The sequence below is a fragment of the Allosphingosinicella sp. genome (assembly GCF_059502505.1).
In genome coordinates, this window is sequence record NZ_JCACEU010000017.1 from 1 (window position 1) to 18,384 (window position 18,384).

Sequence of the window (18,384 nt, forward strand, 5' to 3'; positions counted from 1 at the left end):
TGGCGACGGTGACGCCGTCCTTGGTGATGCGCGGCGCGCCGAAGCTCTTGTCGAGGACGACGTTGCGGCCCTTGGGACCGAGGGTCACCTTCACCGCATCGGCGAGGGTGTCGACGCCGCGGAGGATCCGCTCACGGGCGTCACGCGAAAAGCGTACGTCTTTCGCTGCCATGTTGTTTGCTTCCTTATTCTAGAGTGTGCGCGGAATTCAGCCGACGATCCCGAGGATGTCGCTTTCCTTCATGATCAGCAGGTCCTCGCCGTTGACGCGAACCTCGGTGCCCGACCACTTGCCGAACAGCACCTTGTCGCCGGCCTTCACCTCGAGCGGGTGAACCTCGCCGGATTCGTTGCGAGCGCCGGTGCCGACGGAGACGACTTCGCCTTCCTGCGGCTTTTCCTTGGCGGTGTCGGGGATGATGATGCCACCGGCCGTCTTCTCTTCGGCCTCGACGCGGCGCACGAGCACCCGATCATGAAGCGGACGAAAATTCATGCGCGTTCCTTTCTGACTGTTGCAAGCGGCCGCCGAGCCATCTTGGCCGGAGGAACCGATCGCGAGGTTGAACCATTGTTGGCACTCACCCGCGGGGAGTGCCAGCAGCCCCGCATGTAGGCCATGTTCATCTGAGGTCAAGGCCTCGCAAGGCCTGTCGCGGCGGGCGCTTCCATTTACACTCGTGCCCCGGTCCGGTAGCGGCCAGCCCAGGAAAAGGACGAGAACTCATGCGGTTTGTGGGCAAGGTTTGGCGGCTCCTGGTGGGCATCAAGGACGGCCTGGTGCTGCTGTTCATGCTGCTCTTCTTCGGCCTGCTCTATGCCGCCTTGTCCGCCCGGCCGACGATCGGCAGCGCCGACGAAGGCGCGCTGGTCATGGCCATTGGCGGCACCGTCGTGGAGCAGCCGGTGGAGGCCGACCCGCTCGACGTGCTGAGCGGCGGCTCCGCGCTGACGCGGGAGCATCGGCTGCGCGACCTCGTCCACGCGCTCGACAGGGCCGCGACCGACGGCCGCGTGAAGGCGGTGGCGCTCGACCTGGACGCCTTCCTCGGCGGCGGCCAGGCCGCGCTCTCGGATGTCAGCGAGGCGCTCGACCGGGTCCGGCGGGCGAAGAAGCCGGTCATCGCCTATGCGACCGGCTATAGCGACGACGGCTATCTGCTCGCCGCCCATGCCAGCGAAGTGTGGCTCAATCCGCTCGGCGCGGTGCTGATCGCCGGCCCGGGCGGCTCGAACCTTTATTACAAGGGCCTGCTCGACAAGATCGGCGTGACCGCCAACGTCTACCGCGCCGGCACCTACAAGGCGGCGGTCGAACCGTTCATCCGTGAGGACATGTCGCCGGAGGCCAGGGCGGCGAACGAGGCGCTGGCGGGGGCGCTCTGGGAAACCTGGCAGGACGAGGTCCGGCGGGCGCGGCCGAAGGCGCAGGTTGCCGCCTATGCGACATCGCCAACCGAGCGCATCGCAGCCTCTCGCGGCGACATGGCGCAGGCGGCGCTGGCGGCGGGCCTCGTCGACCGGCTCGGCGACCGCACCGCCTTCGGCAAGCGCCTCGCCGAGATCGTCGGCGCCGAGGACGAGAAGGTGCCCGGCAGCTTCAAGGGGATCCAGCTCGACCAGTGGATCGCCGCCTATCCGGCGAGCGATGCCGGCGGCGAGATCGGCGTGGTGACGGTGGCGGGCAATATCGTCGACGGCCAGGCGGGCCCGGGCACCGCCGGCGGCGAGACGATCGCGCAGCATATCGAGAAGGGCCTCAGGGAGAAGAACCTCAAGGCCCTGGTGGTGCGGGTCGACTCGCCCGGCGGGTCGACGCTCGCGTCCGAGCGGATCCGCCAGGCGGTGCTCAACGCGAAGGCGCGGGGGCTGCCGGTGGTGGTTTCGATGGGATCGGTGGCGGCGAGCGGCGGCTACTGGATCGCGACCGCGGGCGACCGCATCCTCGCCGAGCCCGAAACGATTACCGGGTCGATCGGCGTGTTCGGCATCCTGCCAAGCTTCGAGGGCGCGCTCGCCAAGCTTGGCCTCGGCGTCGACGGCATCAAGACGACGCCGCTGTCGGGCGAGCCGGACTTGCTGCAAGGCCCGTCGCCGGTGGCGGACCAGCTGATCCAGAGCGGCGTCGAGAGCACCTATCGCCGCTTCCTCGCCCTGGTGTCCGAATCCCGCAAGATGCCGGTCGCGCGGGTCGACCAGATCGCGCAGGGGCGGGTCTGGGACGGCGGCACCGCCCGGCAGCTCGGGCTGGTCGACGGCTTCGGCTCGCTCGACGACGCGATCGCCGAAGCGGCGCGGCGGGCAAAGCTCGATCCCAATGAGGCGGAGGCGGTCTGGCTGGAGAAGGAGCCGAGCTGGTTCGACCAGCTGTTCCGCACGATGGAGGAGGGCGAGCAGGCTTCGCCCGACGCCTTCAGCCGGATGGCGGCTGAGCCGCAGCAGCTGCTGGCGCGGGCGCTCGCCGATGCGGGGCAGATCCTCGCCGGCCCGGCGATCCAGGCGCGCTGCCTCGAATGCCCGGCAACGCGGACGGCGCTCAGGCGAAGCGAGCGGGTATCGCTCGGCACTTGGCTCGCGAGCCTGATCGGACGGTGAGGCTGCGCCGCGCGTCGCCGGCCGATGCGGCCGCGGTCGCGGCCATCTACGCGCCGTACGTCGAGGGCAGCGCCGTCTCCTTCGAGACCGAGCCGCCCGGCGCCGACCTGATGCGGGAGCGGATCGAGGCGGGCGGCGAACTCTATCCCTGGCTGCTGGCGGAGGGGGAGGAGGTGCTAGGCTATGCCTATGCGAGCGCCTTCCGCGCACGGCCGGCCTATCGCTATGCGGTAGAGACGTCAGTCTATCTCGCGGCGGCGGCGCATGGGCGCGGCATCGGCAAGGCGCTCTACGAGGCGCTGATCCGGACGCTGGAGGCGCAGGGCTTCGCGCAGGCAATCGGAGCGATCACGCTGCCGAATGCAGCGAGCGTGCGGCTGCATGAGAGCTTGGGCTTCGTCCAGGCCGGCGCCTACCGGCAGGTCGGCTACAAGATGGGTCGCTGGCACGATGTCGGTCTTTGGCAGCGTGCGCTCGGGCCGGAGACGAACCCGCCACGGGAGCCGTTACCCTTTGCGGACGTGGGCATCCGCTGAGCTTGGCCCTCTCCCCGCTCGGAGAGGGGGGCTAAGCCTAAAGCAGCCCGTGGATGAGGCCGAAGAGGGTGAACTGGATGGCGTGGTAGCCGCCATTGATCGCCCAGTGGACGAAGCTACGGCGCTCGAACAGATAGGAGATGCCGAAGGCGGCGGCGATCCAGAACAGGCCTGCGGCGGCTCCGGCGCCGGTCGCTGGCCCGACGCCCATTTCCGGGCCGAGGAACATGCCGAACACATACGCGGCGATCATGCTCGACAGGAAGGCGAGGCCGTAGATGAGCGGCATGTTTCCCTTGCCGAGTTCCGCGTCGGAGAGGCCGGTCTCGGTCTGCCAGCGCCGTCCGAAGAGCAAGGGCGAATACCAGAGGGCGCCGAGGACCATCGAGGCGATGCCGCAGAGCAGGACCGCAAGCAGACTGACTTCGGGCATGGTCAGTTCCCCTTCTTCGCGGCGGTGCGCATCCTGGCCCAGTTGATCGGGCCGCTGACGAAGCGGGTGCGGAGCTGGTCGAGCGAAACCTTGTTGCCCTGCTCGAAGAAGCCGAGCAGCTGGCGCCCCGCATCACTGTCGGCATAGCCGCTGCCGGTGAGGCGGACGCGGGTGCGGCGGGCGTCGACCGGCTCCAGCTCGAAGATGCTCGTCACCTTTGCGAAGGTGTCAAAATGGGGGAAGCCGTCGGGCGCCTTGACGCTGCTGAACACGAGCATGCGGCCGGGCACCTGCGCGAGCAGGCGCTGGCGGATCGTGCTCTTGTCGCCCGGTTTGGCAGCGGGATCGTAGCTGGTCTCGATCAGGTTCGGCTCGGTCGCCCAGGCGACCGGCACGGCCCAGCTCTTCCACCCCTCGACGCTGGAGATGGCGGCCCAGACATCGGCCACAGGCGCCTCGACAATCGTCTCGTGGGTGAGCGAATGGCTCCCGTCGATGCCGCGGGACTTGGTGACGGCGATGGCGTCCTTCACGCGCTCGTAGCGCACCGTGCGGTTCATCGTCGGCAGCTCGGGAGAGACGGTCACCGCCTCATAGGCATCGTCGCCGACGCGGCGCCAATGAGTGGATAGGGAGATGCGGCGGCCGTTCGGGCTGGTGTAGCTCTCGTCGCCGAAATTCAGCCGGTCTGCTTCCGGCCGCATGGTGCCGCGGCTGACGCCGCCCTGGCTGTTCCAGTAAGTGTAGGTCGCCGCCTTGCCGTCGAAGGAGTAAATGGTCTCGCCCTTGTAGACGCCCTTGCCTCCGGTCACCTCGTGGCGGTCGCGGATATGCTGCCCGTCATAGACGGCGTCGAAGCAGTGCGTGTCCTGCTCGCCGCCCTTGAACTCGCCGCGCCAGCAATGGCCGACGAGGAAGCCGAGCGGCTCGAGGCCCTGTCTCACTTGCGGTGCATCCGCCGCGGCGGCGAGCGCGATCATCATCGTCAGCATCACAGGACCTCCCCTTCAGGCTGTGGAACGCGTGCACGGGCGGCAAGCGCGTCGAAATAGGCGCGCAGCTGCGATATGATGCGATCGAAATAGGCGACGTCGCGATAGGTGCGGGCCTGCATCACGCCACCCTCCATCGCGGTCAGCACGAACTCGGCGATCCCCTGCAGGTCGGCATCGGCCGGCAGTCGCTCCGGCGCCTGTTCGAGGCAGGTGCGGATCGCGGCGGCCCAATTGGTGAAATTCTCCGCCATGCGCTGGCGGACGATCGGATCGGCTTCGTGCAGCTCCAGCGCGAGGCTGCCGATCGGGCAGCCATATTCGCAGTCGGTGTCAACGATCAGCTGGCGGTATTTGGCGAGCAGGGCAAAGATGCGTTCGATCGGATCGTCGACGCCGGCCCAGGCCGGCTCCAGCAGCATCGGGCCGATGCCGTCGCGATAGGCCTCCAGCACCGCCACCAGCACGTCCTGCTTGCCGGGAAAATAATGGTAGAGGCTGCCGCTGTTGACCTGGCTGCGGCTGAGGATGTCGGCGATCGAGGTCGAGCCGTATCCCTTGAGCCAGAACAGCTCCATCGCCGCTTCGATGATCTTGCCCCTGGTGTCCCGCGCCGCCATGTCTCCATACTTGATTGATCATTCAATCAAGTCAAGCTGCAATCGTTTAGCGGCTGTAGGAGGGGATCTTCCAGCCGTAGCGGATGGCGCCGGCGCGGAGGAGAAAGCCCGACAGGGCTGCGACCGCTCCTGCGATCAGGATCGGCAGGCCGAGCAGAAGCAGGCCCACCACCAGAGCCGCAGAGAGGGCGGCGGCGGTCACGTAGAGCTCGGCGCGCAGCAGGATGCTGGGCTCGCCGGCCAGGACGTCGCGGATGATGCCGCCGGCGCAGGCGGTGAGCACGCCCATGCCGATCGCCGGGATGGGCGCGACTCCGAAGGCGAGGCCCTTGGCGGCACCATAGGTCGCGTAGGCGGCGAGGCCGACGGCGTCGAACCAGAGCAGGGCGCGACCCTTCCACAGCCTCGCCGGCAGCAGCCAGACCAGCAAGGCGGCGGTGAGGCAGATGAGCAGGGTGGCATTGTCCTCGATCCAGAAGACCGGCGCGCCGATCAGCAGATCGCGCAAGGTGCCGCCGCCGACGCCGGTCACCACGGCGAAGAAGATGAAGGTGACGAGGGTCTGGCGCTTGGCCGCGGCGAGCAGCGCGCCGGACGCGGCGAAGACCGCGACGCCGGCGAGGTCGAACCATTCGACGAGCGAGCCCATCGGTCAGCTCCTCGGGCTTGAGCGGCGGCGCCGCAGCGTCATCGGCAGCAGGACGATCGCCATCAGGACGGATGCGAGGCTGATCAGCGCGAAGCCGAACAGCCAGACATTGTCCGTGTCCTCGCGGCCCCCGAGGTCGAGGATGTGGAGGCCCCACATGAAATCGTAGACGCGCCAGAGGGCGGTGCGGCGGGCGAGGATCTCGCCGGTCTCGGCATGGACGTAGAAGCGGGCGCCGTCGTCATAGACCACCCGCCAAGCCGGGACGTTGCGCCTGAGCTCGATCGGGGGCGCATCTGCCGAGGTGCGTTCCACGGCGGCGATCCTGGCGGCGCCGGTGTAGCGCGCCTCTACAATGGCACGGGCGTCGGCCGCGGAGAGCGGCGGGAGCAGCCGGCCCGTGGCTGGATCGGCGAGGCGGGCGCCCCCATCCTTGTAGCGGACGATCCAGCGCGCGCCGCCCGGCCGCGGCTCCAGGCTAATTGAGGCGAGGGGGCGGGCGCCGACTGTGGGGACGATTGGCGGGGCCTCGAGGGTCAGCGTCGGCGCGTCGCCGATCAGATGCTCGCCGCGGACGCGCTCGATCGGGAAGGTCGCCATGAACAGGCCGGTGGCGGTCCAAAGGAGCAAAGGCAGGGCGACGATCCAGCCGAGCCAGACATGCCAGCGCCTCAGCGTCTCGCGAATTCTCACGCGCCCTCCTTGGCCCCGAATGGGGCGACGCCGCGCGTCAGATGTGGATGGGGAGGCCCGTCACCGCCATTGCCGCTTCCTTGATCGCTTCCGAATGGGTCGGATGGGCGTGGCAGGTGTAGGCGATGTCCTCCGACGTGGCGCCGAACTCCATCGCCTGGGCGGCCTGGGCGATCATCGTGCCGGCGAGGCTGGAGATGATGTGGACGCCGAGCACGCGATCCGTCTTCGCGTCGGCGATCACCTTGACGAAGCCGTCGGTGTCGCGGTTGGTCTTGGCGCGGCTGTTGCCGATGAAGGGGAACTTGCCGACCTTGACCGCGACGCCGGCCGCCTCAAGCTCGTCCTGGGTCCTGCCGACCGAGGCGATCTCGGGATGGGTGTAGACGACCGAGGGGATGACCTCGTGGTTCACGATGCCGGTCTGGCCGGCGATATTCTCGGCGACGGCGATGCCCTCGTCCTCCGCTTTGTGGGCGAGCATCGGGCCGGGGGTCACGTCGCCGATCGCCCAGATGCCGGGCACCTTTGTGGCGAAGCTGTGATCGACCTCGATCACGCCGCGATTGTTGACCTGCACGCCGGCTTCTTCGAGCGCGAGGCCTTCGGTGTTGGGGCGGCGGCCGATCGAGACCAGCACCACGTCCGCCTCGAGCGTCTCTGCAGCGCCGCCGGCGGCGGGCTCGAGGGTGACGGTCACACCCGCGCCGTTACGCGTCGCCTTGGTGACCTTGGTCGAGGTGCGGATGTCGAAGCCCTGCTTCTTGAAGATCTTGCGCGCTTCCTTGCGGACCTCGGCGTCCATGCCGGGCAGGATCTCGTCGAGATATTCGACCACGGTGACCTTGGCGCCGAGGCGCCGCCAGACGGAGCCGAGCTCCAGGCCGATCACGCCGCCGCCGATCACGACCAAGTGACCTGGAACTTTCGGAAGAGCGAGCGCGCCCGTGGAATCAATCACCGCTTCGTTGTCGATCTGGACACCGGGCAAGGGCGTGACCGAGGAGCCGGTGGCGATGACGATGTTCTTCGCGGTGTAGCTCTTGCCGGCGACATCGATGCTGTTCTTGCCGGTGAAGGCGGCGTGGCCCTTCAGCCATTCGACCTTGTTCTTCTTGAACAGGAAGGCGATGCCGCCGGTCAGCTCCTTGACCGCCTTGGCCTTCTCGGCGTGCATCGTGTCGAGGTCGAGCTCGACCTGGCCCACCTTGACGCCGAACTTGGCCAGCGCGCCTTCGCTCGCCTCGGCGAAAAGCTCGGACGCGTGCAGCAGCGCCTTGGACGGGATGCAGCCGACGTTGAGGCAGGTGCCGCCGAGCGTCTCGCGGCTCTCGACGCATGCGGTCTTGAGGCCGAGCTGCGCCGCCCGGATCGCGGCCACATAGCCGCCGGGGCCGGAGCCGATCACGATCACGTCAAAGTCAGTGTCTGCCATTCCATTGTTCCTTCGTGCCCCGGGCGGGGACTCACAGGTCGATCAGAAGCCGCGTCGGGTCCTCGATCGCTTCCTTCATGCGCACCAGGAAGGTGACCGCCTCGCGGCCGTCGACCAGGCGGTGGTCGTAGGAGAGAGCGAGATACATCATCGGGCGGGCGACGATCTGGCCGTCCTTGACGACCGGCCGCTCCTCGATGCGGTGCATGCCGAGCACGGCCGATTGCGGCGGGTTGATGATCGGCGTGGAGAGCAGCGAGCCGAACACGCCGCCGTTGGAGATGGTGAAGGTGCCGCCCTGCATCTCCTCCATCTTGAGGGTGCCGTCCTTGGCGCGCTTGCCGAAGTCGGCGATCGTCTTCTCGATCTCGGCGAAGCTCAGCGTGTCGGCGTTGCGGATGATCGGGACGACGAGGCCGTTGGGGGCGCTCACCGCGACCGAGACGTCGAGATAGTCGTGATAGACGATCTCGTCGCCCTCAATATAGGCGTTGACCGACGGCACGTCGCGCGCGGCCAGCGCCGCGGCCTTCACGAAGAAGCCCATGAAGCCCAGGCGGATGCCGTGCTTCTTCTCGAACAGGTCCTTATACTTGGCCCGCGCGGCGATCACTTCTGTCATGTCGACGTCGTTGAACGTCGTCAGCAGGGCGGCCGTGTTCTGCGCATCCTTCAATCGCTTGGCGATCGTCTGACGGATGCGGGTCATCCGCACCCGCTCCTCGCGTCGCTCGCCCGTGAGGGGCGCCGCGGTGGGAGCCGGAGCCGGGGCTTGGGCGGCAGTTGACGGCGCGGCCGGAACGGGCGCTGCCTGGCCCTGCGCCTTGGCGGCGGCGAGGACGTCGTCCTTGGTCAGGCGGCCGTCCTTGCCGGTGCCCTTGATCTTGGAGGGGTCGAGGCCGTGCTCCAGCACCACGCGGCGCACCGCGGGCGAGAGGGTCAGGCCCATGTCGCTGCTGCTGTCGTGGCCCTGGCCTGGCATGGGTGCGTGCGCATCCTCGGCGAGCGTCGGGTTCTCGCCGGGCCCGCCGGGATTGACCGCATGCGCCAGGTTCGGCGCGGGCGCTTCGGCCTTGGTACCGTTCGCGGGCGCCGGCGCGGACACACCTTCGTTGATCCGGGCAATAAGAGCGCCCACGGCGACCGTGTCACCTTCCTGGACCACATAGTCGCCCATCGTCCCCGCGACCGGCGAGGGCACTTCCACTGCCACCTTGTCGGTTTCGAGGCTGGCGATCGGCTCGTCGACCTTCACCGGCTCGCCGGGCTTCTTGATCCATTGGCCAAGCGTCGCCTCGGTGATCGATTCCCCCAGCGTCGGGACCAGAACGTCGGTTGCCATGTCTTTCCTTTAGCTCGCCTTGCGCTGCGGTGCCGCCTGGGCGGCATGGCCGAGCGCCTGCTCGATGAGTGAGGCCTGTTCGGACGCATGCCGTTTGGCAAGACCCGTCGCCGGCGAGGCCGATGACGGCCGCCCGGCATAGAGGGGCCGCTGCGGCCGCACGCCAGCCTGGACCAGGCATTGCTCGACGAAGGGCTCGACGAAGGTCCAGTAGCCCTGGTTCTTCGGCTCCTCCTGCGCCCAGACCACCTCTTCGAGATTGGTCATGCGCTTCAGGCGCACCACCAAAGGCTCGGAGGGGAAGGGGTAGAGCTGTTCGATGCGGACGATCGACGTCGAGCTGTCCTTGGCCGCGTCGCGTGCCTGGAGGAGATCATAGGCGACCTTGCCCGAGCAGAGGACGAGCCGCTTCACATCCTCGTCGCGCGGTGCGGCGGGATCGGAGAGGATGCGTTTGAAATGGCTGTCGCCGGTGAACTCCTCGGCGCTGGAGACGGCGAGCTTGTGCCGGAGCAGCGACTTGGGCGTCATCATGATCAGCGGCTTGCGGAAGTCCCGCAGCATCTGGCGCCTCAGGATGTGGAAGTAATTGGCCGGCGTGGTGCAATTGGCGACCTGGATATTGTCCTCGGCGCAAAGCTGCAGGAAGCGCTCCGGCCGCGCCGAGCTGTGCTCCGGACCCTGGCCCTCGTAGCCGTGGGGGAGCAGCATCACGAGGCCGCTGGCGCGCAGCCACTTGGCCTCGCCGGCGGCGATGAACTGGTCGATCATCACCTGCGCGCCGTTGACGAAGTCGCCGAACTGCGCCTCCCAGAGCACCAGGGTGCGCGGGTCGGCGATCGCATAGCCATATTCGAAGCCGAGCACGCCGAACTCGGAGAGCGGGCTGTCGCGCACCTCGAAACGGCCGCCCTTCACCGTGGTGAGCGGGATATATTTGTGGCCGTCCTTCTGGTCGACCCAGACGGCGTGGCGGTGGCTGAACGTGCCGCGGCCGCTGTCCTGGCCGGAGAGGCGGACGCCATAGCCGTCGGCGACGAGCGTGCCGAAGGCGAGCGCTTCCGCCGTCGCCCAGTCGAAGCCCTGGCCGCTGGCGAACATCTCGCGCTTGGCCTCGAGGATGCGCAGCAGGGTCTTGTGCGGCTCGAGATCGGCCGGAACCGTGGTCAGCGTCTCGCCGATCGCCTTGAGCTGCGCTTCGTCCACCGAGGTCGCTACGTTGCGGCGTTCCGTTTCGGGCGTGTCCGGCCGGCCCAGGCCCGCCCAGCGACCCTCGAACCAGTCGGCCTTGTTCGGGAGGTATGACTTGGCCGCCTCGAACTCGCCTTCGAGCAATTTGGTGAACTGGTCGACGAGGCGGTCGATGCCGGCCTGGTCGATCACGCCCTCTTCGACGAGCCGCGCGCCGTAGAGCCTGCTGACCGGCGGATGCTGGCGGATCTTCGCGTACATGAGCGGCTGGGTGAAGCTCGGCTCGTCGCCCTCATTGTGGCCGAAGCGGCGGTAGCACCACATGTCGATGACGATGTCGCGGTTGAACTTTTGCCGGTATTCGATCGCCAGCTTGCAGGCGAAGGTGACCGCCTCCGGATCGTCGCCGTTGACGTGCAGGATCGGGGCCTGGACGATCTTGGCGACGTCCGACGGGTAGGGCGACGACCGCGCAAATTGCGGCGAAGTGGTGAAGCCGACCTGGTTGTTGATGACGAAGTGCAGGCAGCCGCCGGTGCCGTAGCCGGGCAGGCCGGAGAAACCGAAGCATTCGGCGACGATCCCCTGGCCCGCAAAGGCTGCGTCGCCGTGGAGCAGCACCGGCAGCACCTCGTCGCCCTCGACGTCGCCGCGCTGGACCTGCTGGGCGCGCACCTTGCCGAGCACGACCGGATCGACCGCCTCGAGGTGGCTCGGATTAGGGACCAGCGAGAGGTGGACGCTAATGTCGTCGAAGGTGCGGTCCGACGAGGTGCCGAGATGATATTTGACGTCGCCGGAGCCGCCGACATCCTCCGGGTTGGCGGAGCCGCCGGCGAACTCGCTGAAGATGACGCGATAGGGCTTGCCCATCACGTTCGACAGCACGTTGAGGCGGCCGCGATGGGCCATCCCCAGCACGATCTCGCGCACGCCGTACTGGCCGCCATATTTGATGACGCTTTCGAGCGCCGGGATCATCGATTCGCCGCCGTCCAGGCCGAAGCGCTTGGTGCCGACATATTTGCGGGCGAGGAACTTCTCCCACTCCTCGCCTTCGATCACCTTGGAGAGGATCGCGATCTTGCCCTCGGGCGTGAAGCTGATCGCGGCGTCCTTGCCCTCCATCCGCTCCTGGAGGAAGCGGCGCTCCTCCAGGTCGTTGATGTGCATATATTCGAGGCCGATCTTGCCGCAGTAATTGCGGCGCAGGCACTCTACGAGCTCGCGCACGGTCGCGGTCTCGAAGCCCATGGTGCCGCCGAGATAGACTTCGCGATCAAGCGCAGCGCCGGTGAAGCCGTGGAATTCCGGGGTGAGATCGGCCGGCAGCTCGCGCTTGACGAGGCCGAGTGGGTCGAGATCGGCGGCGAGATGGCCGCGCACGCGATAGGTGCGGATCAGCATCATCGCGCGGATGGAATCCTGCGCCGCCTGCTGGATCTCGGCCTCGGACCGGCCGCTCGCGACGGCGGCTTCCTTGGCCTTGGCGGCGACCTTCTCGATCGTCATGCGGGTCGGGTCGAGCCCCGCATTGAGCTCGTCGAGGTCGCTCAGCGGCCAGTTGTCGCGAGCCCAGCTTGGGCCCTGCTCCCGTTCGATGTCGCCGAAGCTGTCCACTTTGCGTCTGCCTTACTCGTCGCGCGCCGTCACAACCAACGCGCCGATGCTTTCGTCTTTCCCTGTTCAGCCTTTCAAAAGCTGTGCGAGGGTGCTGCCCAGCTCAGATGGGCTCGGCGACACCTTAATTCCAGCCGCTTCCATCGCCGCGATCTTGTCCTCGGCGCCGCCCTTGCCGCCGGAGACGATCGCGCCGGCATGGCCCATGCGGCGGCCCGGAGGGGCGGTCAGGCCGGCAATGAAGCCGACCATCGGCTTCTTGCGCCCGCGCTTCGCCTCGTCGGCGATGAACTGCGCCGCATCCTCTTCGGCCGAGCCGCCGATCTCGCCGATCATGATGATCGACTGGGTGGCCTCGTCGGCCATGAACAATTCGAGCACGTCGATGAAATTGGTGCCGTTGACCGGATCGCCGCCGATGCCGACCGCAGTGGTCTGACCGAGGCCGGCATTGGAGGTCTGGAACACCGCCTCATAGGTGAGCGTGCCGGAACGGCTGACCACGCCGACGGAGCCCTTCTTGAAGATGTTGCCCGGCATGATGCCGATCTTGCACTCGTTCGGCGTCAGCACGCCCGGGCAGTTCGGCCCGATGAGGCGCGACTTGGAGCCGCTGAGCGCCCGCTTCACCCGCACCATGTCCAGCACCGGAATGCCTTCGGTGATGCAGACGATCAGCGGCACCTCGGCATCAATCGCCTCAAGGATCGAGTCTGCGGCGAAGGGCGGCGGCACATAGACGACGCTGGCATCGGCGCCGGTCTTCTCGACCGCCTCGGCGACGGTGTTGAACACCGGCAGCCCGATATGCTCGGTGCCGCCCTTTCCGGGCGTCACGCCGCCGACCATCTTGGTACCGTAGGCGAGCGCCTGCTGCGTGTGGAAAGTGCCGGTCTCACCCGTCATGCCCTGGGTGATGACCTTGGTGTTCGAATTAACGAGAATACTCATTTCTATCCTTCTTCGTCACCCCGGCGGCAAGCCCGGGTCTCGTCGGGTGAAAAGCTCAGAACCCTTTCCGGCCTGAGACCCCGGCGTTCGCCGGGGTGACGCTATTTTCCTTATGCGAGGCTCTCGTCGATTCCCTTGCACGCATCGAGCAGCTCCTTCACGGCGTCGACTGAGACCTGCAGGTTGGCCTTGGCTTCGTCGTCCAGCTCGATCTCGACGATCTGCTCGACGCCGCCCGCGCCGATGATCACCGGCACGCCGACATAGAGGCCGTCGAGGCCGTATTTGCCTTCGACATAGGCGGCGCAGGGCAGCAGGCGCTTCTGGTCCTTGAGATGGGATTCGGCCATCGCGATGCCGCTCGTCGCCGGAGCGTAGAAAGCCGATCCGGTCTTCAGGAGGCCGACGATCTCGCCGCCGCCGCCGCGGGTACGCTTGACGATCGCGTCGATGCGCTCCTGGGTCGAGCGGCCCTGCTTGATGAGGTCGGGCACGGGGATCCCGGCGACCGTCGAATATTGGACCACCGGCACCATCGTGTCGCCATGGCCGCCGAGCACGAAACTGTTCACGTCGCGCACCGAGACCTTGAACTCCTCGGCGAGGAAGTGGCTGAAGCGCGCGCTGTCGAGCACGCCGGCCATGCCGACCACGCGCTCATGCGGCAGGCCGGAAAATTCGCGCAGCGCCCACACCATCGCATCGAGCGGGTTGGTGATGCAGATGACGAAAGCGTCGGGAGCGTTGTTCTTGATGCCTTCGCCGACCGCCTTCATCACCTTGAGGTTGATGCCGAGCAGGTCGTCGCGGCTCATGCCGGGCTTGCGGGCGACGCCGGCGGTGACGATGATCACGTCGGCGCCGGCGATGTCGGCATAGTCGTTCGAGCCGGTGATCCTGGCGTCGAAGCCCTCGATCGGACCGCACTGGCTGAGGTCGAGCGCCTTGCCCTGCGGCACGCCTTCAACGACGTCGAAGAGGACGATGTCGCCGAGTTCGCGGATCGCCGCGAGATGGGCGAGCGTGCCGCCGATATTGCCTGCACCGATGAGCGCGATTTTCTTGCGAGCCATGTGACCCCCACCTCTTTGAGATTTGCCAAGCGGGACCAGGCTGCGGAGAGCAGCCGTTCGGAATGGCGCCCGCTTAGACCCGCCGCGCGGGCGGGGCAACCGGAAGAAGCAGATTGGGTGGACTCCCAAGCCCTCTCCCGCCGGGAGAGGGGCGGGTTAGGGGGCCAGGCCAGTCCTCATGCCGCACCGCCCTTCGGCTCTTCGTAGAACATCAGGGCATTGTCGTCGGGATCGAAGAAGGTGAGCAGGCGGACGAGGCCGGGGATCTCGACGATGTCGCCGTCCTGGCGGACGTCCTCGGCGTCGAGCGCGGCCTTGGCCGCGTTGAGGTCGGTGACGCCGAAGGTGAGAGTCGCGCCGCCGGAGCCGCCCGCCTCGCGCCGCTCGGAGAGGCCGACATTGACCCGCGCGACGCCGGTGCTGAGCTCGCACCAGGCGATATCCTCCTGCTGGTAGAGCAAAGTGAAGCCGAGCACGCGCTGATACCAGTCGAGCGATCGCGTCAAATCAATGACGCCCATCGAGCAGGTCAGCCCGCCATCATAAACTATCGCCATAGCCGTTCCTCCGTTTGGTTCTATTTTTATAGCTTCTATAAATCTGCTGCGGCGGCTAAGTAAAGACATGATCCCGCGCGACGACATTCGCCGTCTCTCCTCAGGACGCTGGGCGATCCCGCTGCTCGCGTTCATGAGCCGCGAGGGCGGCGCCCGCTTCGGCGTGCTGGTGCGACAGCTCGGCGTCTCGCGGAGCATGCTCAGCCGCCAGATCGACGCGCTGGAGAAAGAAGGCTGGCTCTGCCGCAATCCCGGGCACGGCCACCCGCTGCGCCCCGAATATCTGCTGACGGAGGCCGGGCGGCCGATTGCCGCATGGTGCGAGCGGGTGATGGAGCAGCGCGGCCGGTTGCAGCTGGAACCCGATGCGCTCGGCCGCTGGTCGCTTCCTTTGCTGATCGACCTCGATCGAAGCTGGAAGCGCTTCTCGACGCTACAGGCGGAGCTGCGGCCGATTACCCCGCGCGCGCTTTCGATGACGCTGAAGCAGATGCTCGAGGTGAGGCTGGTCGAGCGCCGGCTCGAGGACCGGTTCCCGCCTTTGCCTCTCTACGGGCTGACCGGGCGCGGCCAGAGCCTCGCCCGCGCGCTCGTCTAGCCGGCGAGCCGGCGGAGCAGGTCTTCCCAGATCGGCACCTGGCCATGGAAGCCGTCGGCGAGGACCCGCTCATTGAGGCCGTGCGCCCCGGAAGGCTGGGCAAGATAGCCCCAGAGGCCGCCCACGCCGTAGACGGGGATGCCGGCGGCGCGGATATAATTGCCGTCTGTGGCGCCGGCCGACATCCAGGGGAGGATCGGCGCGTCCCTGAACTTGACGCCGATCGCCGCGCGATAGGCGTCGACGATGTCCTGTCGCAGCGGGCTCGGAGCCGAGGCGGTGGGCGAGCCGACTAGCTCGACCTTCACATCCTGTCCGGCGATCGCCTGAAGCTCCGCGCGAACCTCTTCGGGCTTCACGCCCGGGAAGATGCGGCAATTGACGTTGGCCTCCGCCCGCTGCGGCAGCGCATTCGGCGCATGGCCGCCGGAGAGCTGGGTCGCGACGCAGCGCGTGCGGGTGTAGCCCGGCTCCATCACCTCCAGCATGTCGCCGGCGACCTGATCGTTCGGGTCCTTGAGCCAGGTGCGGACGAGCTCCCCGTACATGCCCGTGTCGGTCCTGGCGATGTGATCGAACAGGCCGCGGCTGGCGTCGTTGAGCATCGGCTTGAAGCGATATTCCTCGAGCGCCTTCAGCGCCCCTGCCAGCTGGTAGATGGCGTTGTCGGGGCGCGGCTGCGAGCTGTGGCCGCCGCGGTTGATCGCGGTCAGCTTGTAGTCCGCATAGGTCTTCTCGGCGAGCTGCAGCACCCAGGAGTCGACCCGCCCGTCCTCGAAGAGGGCGCCGCCGCCAGCGTCGCCGTTGAGGGCATATTCCGAGTCGATGAGCGCGCGCCATTCGGTCGCCGCGCGGCGCGCGCCGTTGGCCGCCGTCTCCTCGTCACCCGTGAAGAGGACGATGATGTCGCGCGTCGGCTGGAAGCCGGCCTGCCGGAGATTCTGCAGGGCGAGCACGATGCCGGTCAGCGCGGCTTTGTTGTCGACCGCCCCGCGCCCCAGGTAGTAGCCGTCCTCCTCGCGGAAGGTGAACGGGTCGTGCTTCCAGTCAGCAGGCTTGGCGTCGACCACGTCCATATGCGCCATCAGCAGGATCGGCTTCTTTCCCGACGGCCGCGCGGCGGGCCAGCGGGCGATCAGGGTCTGCGTGTTGTCATGGTCCTTGACGACGACGTTGGTGATCCCGGCCTTGCGGAACTCGGACGTGAGCAGGGCGGTGAGCTTCGGCATCTGGCCGCGGCCCTCGACCGTCGGGATCTCGACCACCTTCTCGAACAAGGCGCGCTCGGCGGCGCGGCGGGCGTCGGTCTGCGCTGCTGCGGGCGCGGCGAGAACGGCAGCGGCGAGCAATAGGCTTCTCAGGTGCATGGCGGGTCCCCCTTCGGAAAAAGGAGGCTATGCCGCGCCGTGCCCCTCGGCAAGATAGTCGGCGCTGCGCATCTCTTCGAGCCGGCTGACCGTGCGCTCGAACTCGAAGGCGCCGGTGCCCTGCGTGTAGAGCTCCGACGGCTGGGCGTCGGCGGAGGCGAGCAGCTTCACCTTATGCTCGTAGAGCGCGTCGACGAGGGTCACGAAGCGCGCCGCCTCGTTGCGATTCTCGGGTCCGAGCTTGGGGATGCCGACCAGGATGACCGTGTGGTAACGCCGGGCGATCGCGAGGTAATCGGGCGCACCACGCGCTTCGCCGCACAGGCGCTTGAAGGAGAAGACGGCGACGCCCTTCAGGCTCTTGGGGACGTGCAGGGTGCGGCCGCCCTGAACCTGGAGCTCCTCGGTCGGAACCTTAGCGCGGTCCTCGACGGAAAAGTCGGTCAGGCGGAAGAAGGCGTCGCTCAGCGCCCGCGTCGCCTCCGGCCCGTTCGGCACATACCAGGTTGGCATCCCGCCAAGCCGCTCGAGCCGATAGTCGGTCGGACCGTTCAGCGGCACCACATCCAGCTCCTTCTCGATCAGGTCGATGAAGGGCAGGAACAGCTCGCGGTTGAGCCCGTCCTTGTAGAGGTCGCGCGGCGGGCGATTCGAGGTCGTGACCACCGTCACGCCGGCGGCAAGGATCTGCGAGAAGAGCCGCGAGAGGATCATCGCGTCGGCGCTGTTGTTGATCACCATCTCGTCGAAGGCGAGCAGTTTCGCCTCGGCGGCGATGGCTTGGGCGACTGGCGGGATCGGGTCGCCGGTCTGGCCCTGCCGCTCCACGCGGAGCCGCTGGTGCACCTCCAGCATGAATTCGTGAAAGTGGACCCGGCGTTTCGGCGCCACGTCGATGCACTCGAAGGCCAGGTCCATCAGCATCGATTTGCCACGGCCGACGCCGCCCCACATGTAGACGCCGGGCGGCGTCCGCGCCGCCTGTCCGGTGAGCCGCGACCAGAAACCCGCCTTGCCCGACCTGACGAGATCGCGGGCCAGCCTGTCCAGCACGGCAACGGCACGCTTCTGATCCTCGTCTGGGTTGAGCTCGCCCGCCGCGACCAGCGCCTGATAGCGGTCGGAAACGGCGGTCACCGCCGCTCTCCGCCCTTCCGGAGCGTGCCCGACCAGGCGGCGACGATGGTCTCCTCCTGCTCGACGAGGCCACGCATGAAGGCGAGCCGCTTGGTCTCGCGCAGCAACTCGACCGAGCAGTCGAGCGGCCGCCCAGGCTGGCCGGGTGCGAGGAACTGGGCAGAGAGGTCCAGCGTGACCGAATGCGAGATGTCGAGTCCGGCAAGCGTGCCGCCGGCGAACAGGGCCATGTCGATGAAGGTCAGGATCGCCCCGCCATGGACGACGTTGCCGAGGTTGGTCTGCAGCGTGTCCGGGAAGATCCGGCACCGCCCGCGACCCGGCCCTTCCGCCCGGACGAGGAGCTTGCCGATCGTGCTGTTGTAACGCTCCGGTCCGGTGACGTCCCAGGTTAACCAGCCGGGATGGTCGGGATCGGGCTGGTGTCGAATCAGGGGATGCAAGCTCGGCCTCTGCTTAGAAGAGATCAGGTCTCCCGGTCGACCGTGTCGGCGGCAGACTGCAGGTCCTCGCCCGCGCCGCGAACCATGTTGCAAGCCGGCAGTGCGGTCAAAGCCGCAACGACCAGAAGCCCGGACAGAAACTTACGCATACA

General features: G+C 67.5%; 19 protein-coding genes and 1 pseudogene. 3 read left to right on the forward strand and 17 right to left on the reverse strand.

The window, feature by feature from the left end; translation table 11 throughout:
* Positions 1-172: pseudogene (gene groEL, locus AC5JBD_RS11780) on the reverse strand (chaperonin GroEL); the annotation flags it as partial.
* Positions 173-208: 36 nt separating this feature from the next.
* Complete coding sequence (groES, locus tag AC5JBD_RS11785) at positions 209-496, reverse strand: co-chaperone GroES (protein ID WP_495722008.1); 288 nt, start codon at positions 494-496, stop codon at positions 209-211.
* Positions 497-726: 230 nt separating this feature from the next.
* Between groES and sppA the strand changes: the two genes are divergently transcribed.
* Together sppA and AC5JBD_RS11795 are read left to right on the forward strand one after the other, a co-directional pair.
* The gene (sppA, locus tag AC5JBD_RS11790; protein WP_495722009.1) at positions 727-2,595 is read left to right on the forward strand and encodes a signal peptide peptidase SppA; all 1,869 of its coding nucleotides are present in this window, start codon (positions 727-729) and stop codon (positions 2,593-2,595) included.
* Positions 2,592-3,131 (forward strand): arsinothricin resistance N-acetyltransferase ArsN1 family B, encoded by a 540-nt coding sequence (locus AC5JBD_RS11795; protein WP_495722010.1) that lies wholly within the window; start codon positions 2,592-2,594, stop codon positions 3,129-3,131. Before sppA ends, AC5JBD_RS11795 begins: the two co-directional genes overlap by 4 nt.
* 37 nt (positions 3,132-3,168) lie before the next feature.
* Here AC5JBD_RS11795 and AC5JBD_RS11800 read toward each other — a convergent pair whose 3' ends face one another.
* The 11 genes from AC5JBD_RS11800 to AC5JBD_RS11850 all read right to left on the reverse strand — a co-directional run bounded on the left by AC5JBD_RS11800 (position 3,169) and on the right by AC5JBD_RS11850 (position 14,687).
* Entirely contained in the window at positions 3,169-3,564 is a 396-nt protein-coding gene (locus AC5JBD_RS11800; protein ID WP_495722011.1) for a DUF1761 domain-containing protein, read from the reverse strand.
* A 2-nt stretch (positions 3,565-3,566) separates the two neighbouring features.
* Positions 3,567-4,556, reverse strand: coding sequence for an SRPBCC family protein (locus AC5JBD_RS11805; protein ID WP_495722012.1), 990 nt, complete (start codon positions 4,554-4,556; stop codon positions 3,567-3,569).
* Positions 4,556-5,176 carry a TetR/AcrR family transcriptional regulator gene (locus tag AC5JBD_RS11810; protein WP_495722013.1) on the reverse strand — a complete coding sequence of 207 codons (621 nt, stop codon included), beginning with the start codon at positions 5,174-5,176 and terminating at the stop codon, positions 4,556-4,558. The genes AC5JBD_RS11805 and AC5JBD_RS11810 overlap by 1 nt, the downstream gene beginning before the upstream one ends.
* 46 nt (positions 5,177-5,222) lie before the next feature.
* Positions 5,223-5,825: a trimeric intracellular cation channel family protein gene (locus tag AC5JBD_RS11815; RefSeq protein ID WP_495722014.1), complete on the reverse strand. Its 603-nt coding sequence runs from the start codon at positions 5,823-5,825 to the stop codon at positions 5,223-5,225.
* Positions 5,826-5,828: 3 nt separating this feature from the next.
* On the reverse strand, positions 5,829-6,518 hold the full coding sequence (locus tag AC5JBD_RS11820) for a PepSY domain-containing protein (RefSeq protein ID WP_495722015.1): 690 nt from the start codon (positions 6,516-6,518) through the stop codon (positions 5,829-5,831).
* A 37-nt stretch (positions 6,519-6,555) separates the two neighbouring features.
* Positions 6,556-7,953, reverse strand: a complete 1,398-nt coding sequence (lpdA, locus tag AC5JBD_RS11825; protein WP_495722016.1) for a dihydrolipoyl dehydrogenase — start codon at positions 7,951-7,953, stop codon at positions 6,556-6,558.
* Positions 7,954-7,984: 31 nt separating this feature from the next.
* Entirely contained in the window at positions 7,985-9,295 is a 1,311-nt protein-coding gene (odhB, locus tag AC5JBD_RS11830) for a 2-oxoglutarate dehydrogenase complex dihydrolipoyllysine-residue succinyltransferase (protein ID WP_495722017.1), read from the reverse strand.
* A 9-nt stretch (positions 9,296-9,304) separates the two neighbouring features.
* Positions 9,305-12,106: a 2-oxoglutarate dehydrogenase E1 component gene (locus AC5JBD_RS11835; protein WP_495722018.1), complete on the reverse strand. Its 2,802-nt coding sequence runs from the start codon at positions 12,104-12,106 to the stop codon at positions 9,305-9,307.
* A gap of 66 nt (positions 12,107-12,172) precedes the next feature.
* Entirely contained in the window at positions 12,173-13,057 is an 885-nt protein-coding gene (gene sucD / locus AC5JBD_RS11840; protein ID WP_495722019.1) for a succinate--CoA ligase subunit alpha, read from the reverse strand.
* A gap of 110 nt (positions 13,058-13,167) precedes the next feature.
* On the reverse strand, positions 13,168-14,130 hold the full coding sequence (gene mdh / locus AC5JBD_RS11845) for a malate dehydrogenase (protein WP_495722020.1): 963 nt from the start codon (positions 14,128-14,130) through the stop codon (positions 13,168-13,170).
* A 176-nt stretch (positions 14,131-14,306) separates the two neighbouring features.
* Positions 14,307-14,687, reverse strand: coding sequence for a VOC family protein (locus tag AC5JBD_RS11850; RefSeq protein ID WP_495722021.1), 381 nt, complete (start codon positions 14,685-14,687; stop codon positions 14,307-14,309).
* A gap of 67 nt (positions 14,688-14,754) precedes the next feature.
* Here AC5JBD_RS11850 and AC5JBD_RS11855 point away from each other — a divergent pair, with 67 nt between their 5' ends.
* A complete protein-coding gene (locus AC5JBD_RS11855) occupies positions 14,755-15,285 on the forward strand; it encodes a winged helix-turn-helix transcriptional regulator (protein WP_495722022.1) in 531 nt (176 codons plus the stop codon).
* On the opposite strand, the gene AC5JBD_RS11860 is transcribed toward AC5JBD_RS11855, so the two are convergent.
* The 4 genes from AC5JBD_RS11860 to AC5JBD_RS11875 are packed head-to-tail and all read right to left on the reverse strand — an operon-like array spanning position 15,282 to position 18,381.
* The gene (locus AC5JBD_RS11860; protein WP_495722023.1) at positions 15,282-16,652 is read right to left on the reverse strand and encodes a M20/M25/M40 family metallo-hydrolase; all 1,371 of its coding nucleotides are present in this window, start codon (positions 16,650-16,652) and stop codon (positions 15,282-15,284) included. The genes AC5JBD_RS11855 and AC5JBD_RS11860 overlap by 4 nt on opposite strands.
* A 27-nt stretch (positions 16,653-16,679) precedes the next feature.
* Positions 16,680-17,789, reverse strand: a complete 1,110-nt coding sequence (gene zapE, locus AC5JBD_RS11865) for a cell division protein ZapE (protein WP_495722024.1) — start codon at positions 17,787-17,789, stop codon at positions 16,680-16,682.
* Positions 17,786-18,232 carry a PaaI family thioesterase gene (locus AC5JBD_RS11870; protein ID WP_495722025.1) on the reverse strand — a complete coding sequence of 149 codons (447 nt, stop codon included), beginning with the start codon at positions 18,230-18,232 and terminating at the stop codon, positions 17,786-17,788. Before AC5JBD_RS11870 ends, zapE begins: the two co-directional genes overlap by 4 nt.
* A gap of 23 nt (positions 18,233-18,255) precedes the next feature.
* Positions 18,256-18,381, reverse strand: coding sequence for a hypothetical protein (locus tag AC5JBD_RS11875; RefSeq protein WP_495722026.1), 126 nt, complete (start codon positions 18,379-18,381; stop codon positions 18,256-18,258).
* Positions 18,382-18,384 lie beyond the last annotated feature (3 nt).

Excerpts from the sequence above, each read along its gene's own strand:
- groES (WP_495722008.1), bottom strand. The coding sequence starts at position 496 with ATGAATTTTCGTCCGCTTCATGATCGGGTGCTCGTGCGCCGCGTCGAG.
- sppA (WP_495722009.1), top strand. The coding sequence starts at position 727 with ATGCGGTTTGTGGGCAAGGTTTGGCGGCTCCTGGTGGGCATCAAGGAC.
- AC5JBD_RS11800 (WP_495722011.1), bottom strand. The coding sequence starts at position 3,564 with ATGCCCGAAGTCAGTCTGCTTGCGGTCCTGCTCTGCGGCATCGCCTCG.
- AC5JBD_RS11805 (WP_495722012.1), bottom strand. The coding sequence starts at position 4,556 with ATGCTGACGATGATGATCGCGCTCGCCGCCGCGGCGGATGCACCGCAA.
- AC5JBD_RS11810 (WP_495722013.1), bottom strand. The coding sequence starts at position 5,176 with ATGGCGGCGCGGGACACCAGGGGCAAGATCATCGAAGCGGCGATGGAG.
- AC5JBD_RS11815 (WP_495722014.1), bottom strand. The coding sequence starts at position 5,825 with ATGGGCTCGCTCGTCGAATGGTTCGACCTCGCCGGCGTCGCGGTCTTC.
- lpdA (WP_495722016.1), bottom strand. The coding sequence starts at position 7,953 with ATGGCAGACACTGACTTTGACGTGATCGTGATCGGCTCCGGCCCCGGC.
- odhB (WP_495722017.1), bottom strand. The coding sequence starts at position 9,295 with ATGGCAACCGACGTTCTGGTCCCGACGCTGGGGGAATCGATCACCGAG.
- sucD (WP_495722019.1), bottom strand. The coding sequence starts at position 13,057 with ATGAGTATTCTCGTTAATTCGAACACCAAGGTCATCACCCAGGGCATG.
- mdh (WP_495722020.1), bottom strand. The coding sequence starts at position 14,130 with ATGGCTCGCAAGAAAATCGCGCTCATCGGTGCAGGCAATATCGGCGGC.
- AC5JBD_RS11850 (WP_495722021.1), bottom strand. The coding sequence starts at position 14,687 with ATGGCGATAGTTTATGATGGCGGGCTGACCTGCTCGATGGGCGTCATT.
- AC5JBD_RS11855 (WP_495722022.1), top strand. The coding sequence starts at position 14,755 with ATGATCCCGCGCGACGACATTCGCCGTCTCTCCTCAGGACGCTGGGCG.
- AC5JBD_RS11860 (WP_495722023.1), bottom strand. The coding sequence starts at position 16,652 with ATGCACCTGAGAAGCCTATTGCTCGCCGCTGCCGTTCTCGCCGCGCCC.
- AC5JBD_RS11875 (WP_495722026.1), bottom strand. The coding sequence starts at position 18,381 with ATGCGTAAGTTTCTGTCCGGGCTTCTGGTCGTTGCGGCTTTGACCGCA.